This window comes from Acinetobacter sp. YH12200 (assembly GCF_013418175.1).
Lineage (GTDB): Bacteria > Pseudomonadota > Gammaproteobacteria > Pseudomonadales > Moraxellaceae > Acinetobacter > Acinetobacter pseudolwoffii.
Window position 1 is genome coordinate 1 of the sequence record NZ_VPCO01000053.1, and the last position, 4,780, is coordinate 4,780.

Annotated in this window: 3 protein-coding genes and 4 pseudogenes; 3 read left to right on the forward strand and 4 right to left on the reverse strand. The window is 46.0% G+C overall.

What is annotated here, in order from left to right; all coding sequences use genetic code 11:
* Positions 1 to 132: pseudogene (locus FTU90_RS15655) on the forward strand (IS6 family transposase); the annotation flags it as partial.
* 290 nt (positions 133 to 422) lie between these two features.
* Here FTU90_RS15655 and aadA1 read toward each other — a convergent pair.
* From aadA1 to dfrA1, 3 genes and pseudogenes are all read right to left on the reverse strand, one after another.
* Positions 423 to 1,258: pseudogene (aadA1, locus tag FTU90_RS15665) on the reverse strand (ANT(3'')-Ia family aminoglycoside nucleotidyltransferase AadA1).
* Between the two features lie 57 nt (positions 1,259 to 1,315).
* The gene (gene sat2 / locus FTU90_RS15670) at positions 1,316 to 1,840 is read right to left on the reverse strand and encodes a streptothricin N-acetyltransferase Sat2 (RefSeq protein ID WP_000704156.1); all 525 of its coding nucleotides are present in this window, start codon (positions 1,838 to 1,840) and stop codon (positions 1,316 to 1,318) included.
* 94 nt (positions 1,841 to 1,934) lie between these two features.
* On the reverse strand, positions 1,935 to 2,408 hold the full coding sequence (dfrA1, locus tag FTU90_RS15675) for a trimethoprim-resistant dihydrofolate reductase DfrA1 (protein ID WP_000777554.1): 474 nt from the start codon (positions 2,406 to 2,408) through the stop codon (positions 1,935 to 1,937).
* A gap of 331 nt (positions 2,409 to 2,739) precedes the next feature.
* Between dfrA1 and intI2 the strand changes: the two are divergent.
* Positions 2,740 to 3,717: pseudogene (gene intI2 / locus FTU90_RS16210) on the forward strand (class 2 integron integrase IntI2).
* Between the two features lie 187 nt (positions 3,718 to 3,904).
* Here intI2 and FTU90_RS15690 read toward each other — a convergent pair.
* Positions 3,905 to 4,144, reverse strand: coding sequence for a BrxA family protein (locus tag FTU90_RS15690; protein WP_001353740.1), 240 nt, complete (start codon positions 4,142 to 4,144; stop codon positions 3,905 to 3,907).
* Between the two features lie 509 nt (positions 4,145 to 4,653).
* Between FTU90_RS15690 and FTU90_RS15695 the strand changes: the two are divergent.
* Positions 4,654 to 4,780 (forward strand): annotated as a pseudogene (locus tag FTU90_RS15695) (transposase); the annotation flags it as partial.

Consider the following 4,780-nt stretch of genomic DNA (forward strand, 5'->3'; position numbering starts at 1 on the left):
ATGAAGACGGCTTACGCCACCATCAAAGGTATTGAGGTGATGCGTGCACTACGCAAAGGCCAGGCCTCAGCATTTTATTATGGTGATCCCCTGGGCGAAATGCGCCTGGTAAGCAGAGTTTTTGAAACGTAAGGCCTTTGAATAAGACAAAAGGCTGCCTCATCGCTAACTTTGCAACAGTGCCGTTGCTCTCAGAGTTGTCGTAATTTGATGGACTATTGTCGTAATTGCTTATGGAGTTGTCGTAGTTGCTTGGAGAAATGTCGTAGTTGGATGGGGAGTAGTCATAGGGAAGACGAGCTTCATCCACTAAAACAATTGGCAGGTCAGCAAGTGCCTGCCCCGATGCCATCGCAAGTACGAGGCTTAGAACCACCTTCAACAGATCGCGCATAGTCTTCCCCAGCTCTCTAACGCTTGAGTTAAGCCGCGCCGCGAAGCGGCGTCGGCTTGAACGAATTGTTAGACATTATTTGCCGACTACCTTGGTGATCTCGCCTTTCACGTAGTGAACAAATTCTTCCAACTGATCTGCGCGCGAGGCCAAGCGATCTTCTTGTCCAAGATAAGCCTGCCTAGCTTCAAGTATGACGGGCTGATACTGGGCCGGCAGGCGCTCCATTGCCCAGTCGGCAGCGACATCCTTCGGCGCGATTTTGCCGGTTACTGCGCTGTACCAAATGCGGGACAACGTAAGCACTACATTTCGCTCATCGCCAGCCCAGTCGGGCGGCGAGTTCCATAGCGTTAAGGTTTCATTTAGCGCCTCAAATAGATCCTGTTCAGGAACCGGATCAAAGAGTTCCTCCGCCGCTGGACCTACCAAGGCAACGCTATGTTCTCTTGCTTTTGTCAGCAAGATAGCCAGATCAATGTCGATCGTGGCTGGCTCGAAGATACCTGCAAGAATGTCATTGCGCTGCCATTCTCCAAATTGCAGTTCGCGCTTAGCTGGATAACGCCACGGAATGATGTCGTCGTGCACAACAATGGTGACTTCTACAGCGCGGAGAATCTCGCTCTCTCCAGGGGAAGCCGAAGTTTCCAAAAGGTCGTTGATCAAAGCTCGCCGCGTTGTTTCATCAAGCCTTACGGTCACCGTAACCAGCAAATCAATATCACTGTGTGGCTTCAGGCCGCCATCCACTGCGGAGCCGTACAAATGTACGGCCAGCAACGTCGGTTCGAGATGGCGCTCGATGACGCCAACTACCTCTGATAGTTGAGTCGATACTTCGGCGATCACCGCTTCCCTCATGATGTTTAACTCCTGAATTAAGCCGCGCCGCGAAGCGGTGTCGGCTTGAATGAATTGTTAGGCGTCATCCTGTGCTCCCGAGAACCAGTACCAGTACATCGCTGTTTCGTTCGAGACTTGAGGTCTAGTTTTATACGTGAACAGGTCAATGCCGCCGAGAGTAAAGCCACATTTTGCGTACAAATTGCAGGCAGGTACATTGTTCGTTTGTGTCTCTAATCGTATGCCAAGGAGCTGTCTGCTTAGTGCCCACTTTTTCGCAAATTCGATGAGACTGTGCGCGACTCCTTTGCCTCGGTGCGTGTGCGACACAACAATGTGTTCGATAGAGGCTAGATCGTTCCATGTTGAGTTGAGTTCAATCTTCCCGACAAGCTCTTGGTCGATGAATGCGCCATAGCAAGCAGAGTCTTCATCAGAGTCATCATCCGAGATGTAATCCTTCCGGTAGGGGCTCACACTTCTGGTAGATAGTTCAAAGCCTTGGTCGGATAGGTGCACATCGAACACTTCACGAACAATGAAATGGTTCTCAGCATCCAATGTTTCCGCCACCTGCTCAGGGATCACCGAAATCTTCATATGACGCCTAACGCCTGGCACAGCGGATCGCAAACCTGGCGCGGCTTTTGGTACAAAAGGCGTGACAGGTTTGCGAATCCGTTGCTGCCACTTGTTAACCCTTTTGCCAGATTTGGTAACTATAATTTATGTTAGAGGCGAAGTCTTGGGTAAAAACTGGCCTAAAATTGCTGGGGATTTCAGGAAAGTAAACATCACCTTCCGGCTCGATGTCTATTGTAGATATATGTAGTGTATCTACTTGATCGATCAGGCTTTTGTATATCTCCCCACCACCTGAAACAATGACATGATCCGTTATTTTCTTTAGGTTGGTTAAAGCATCTTTAATTGATGGAAAGATCAATACGTTCTCATTGTCAGATGTAAAACTTGAACGTGTTACGACCGCATACTTTCGGTTGGGTAATGCTCCCATTGATTCAAAAGTCTTGCGTCCAACCAACAGCCATTGGTTATAGGTAATAGCTTTAAACAGGAGCTGTTCACCTTTGGCACTCCATGGAATATCAGGGCCATTCCCGATAACTCCATTCTTCGATATAGCTACCATTAGTGATAGTTTCACAATTCTTCCTCAGAGGTTAACATTTTATTAGTAAGCATGCTCGTTTTGTCACCCGCTGATGCTTACCGTTAATTAATATAATCACTTGTATTAAATAGACTTTCTTTAAAAATACAAGACACTCTGTTATTACAAATCGTGCATGCCGTCTATCCTGCTTGCACGATGCACATTATCTCACCCAAAGAACTCATAACATTTTAATTTATTTAGCATTAAATTAAAACTCTACCGGTAAACAAGCATCTCTAGGCGTAAAAAACAGGCACTTTTTTAAATCCCAGCTAGAATAGGCTGTATAGGCAGACAGTTGCAAGACAAGGAGCGTTTTATGTCTAACAGTCCATTTTTAAATTCTATACGCACGGATATGCGACAAAAAGGTTATGCGCTGAAAACTGAAAAAACTTACCTGCACTGGATTAAGCGTTTTATTCTGTTTCACAAAAAACGTCATCCTCAGACCATGGGCAGTGAAGAGGTCAGGCTGTTTTTATCCAGCTTAGCAAACAGCAGACATGTAGCCATAAACACGCAGAAAATCGCTTTAAATGCCCTAGCTTTTTTGTACAACAGGTTTTTACAACAGCCGTTGGGCGATATTGATTATATCCCTGCAAGCAAGCCTAGACGGCTACCCTCTGTTATCTCTGCAAATGAAGTGCAACGCATTTTGCAGGTTATGGATACTCGCAACCAAGTTATTTTTACGCTGCTGTATGGTGCAGGTTTGCGCATTAATGAATGCTTGCGTTTGCGGGTTAAAGATTTTGATTTTGATAATGGCTGCATCACTGTGCATGACGGTAAGGGTGGGAAAAGCAGAAACAGCCTACTGCCCACGCGCCTAATCCCAGCAATAAAATAACTCATTGAGCAAGCGCGGCTTATTCAGCAAGACGACAACTTACAAGGCGTAGGGCCATCGCTGCCTTTTGCTTTAGATCACAAATACCCTTCTGCTTATCGACAAGCGGCGTGGATGTTTGTCTTTCCCTCCAGCACGCTCTGCAACCACCCGTATAACGGCAAATTATGCCGCCATCATCTGCATGACTCCGTTGCGCGAAAGGCATTGAAGGCAGCCGTACAAAAAGCAGGCATCGTTAGCAAGCGTGTCACTTGTCATACATTTCGTCACTCGTTTGCTACGCATCTATTACAAGCGGGGCGTGATATTCGCACTGTGCAAGAACTCTTAGGGCATAACGATGTTAAGACCACGCAAATCTATACGCATGTGTTGGGTCAGCATTTTGCCGGCACCACCAGTCCTGCGGATGGACTGATGCTACTTATCAATCAGTAAAAGTAGATAAATATCTTTATGTAGCCCTGAGTAGCCCCTGATACTTTTTATGGTGAAAAAGATAAACAATCATAGAGGGGATAAATATGAGCCAGTTCTACCATTGTTCAGATAAGTTTAAGCAAGATACTGTCAATCACAGTGACCATTCATGGTCATTACACTTCCTCCAGTTGCCAGACAATGCCTAACATAAAAACGCAAAAGCCCAAAAGTCAGAGCTTAGGTGTTCTAGGCGTTTTCTAAGCGCTGAAGAAATACGTCTTACCGTAGATTGCGTGCGTTTCTGAAGCACATTTTCCTTATACATGGCTTTATCCCAGGCAGCTTCATCAAGCTCTTGGAGTAACAAGCCAGTAATAATGCGACACTCTCGGGTTTGTAGCGAGCCGCTGGTGAGATCGGAGTTATAGCGGAAAGGGGTCATTTGTAATTATTTGTGGGTGGAGGATAGTTAACTTATTATTGTAGTTGGAAGAGGCTGCTTTCCAAACATTAGCACCTCGTAATGCTTGTTACTGTATATTAATTTATGCTCTTAGCGCATGTTAATGGGCTATTACAATGCATAATGTCCACATCAAGATAACTGTGGCTTAACACCTGTACAAGCGAAAAAAATCAATCACCTGTCCGGAAATACGGGATCACTGTAAAGTGTTGGTGAGGCAGTCTAGGAGGGGGATTTAATTTGGGATACTGATGAAAGGATTATGATCAGTTGGATATAGGATCGTACTAAGCTGAGCGGCAGGTTAGCTAGATTAGTTAACCAGATAAGTGAAATCTAGTTCCAAACTATTTTGTCATTTTTAATTTTCGTATTAGCTTACGACGCTACACCCAGTTCCCATCTATTTTGTCACTCTTCCCTAAATAATCCTTAAAAACTCCATTTCCACCCCTCCCAGTTCCCAACTATTTTGTCCGCCCACAGGCGTGGCGGCCAGGGCCGATGAACGCAAGAAGCTCGAACGGCTGTGCCGGTACATCAGCCGCCCGGCGGTATCCGAGAAGCGGCTGTCGTTAACACGAGGCGGCAACGTGCGCTACCAGCTCAAGA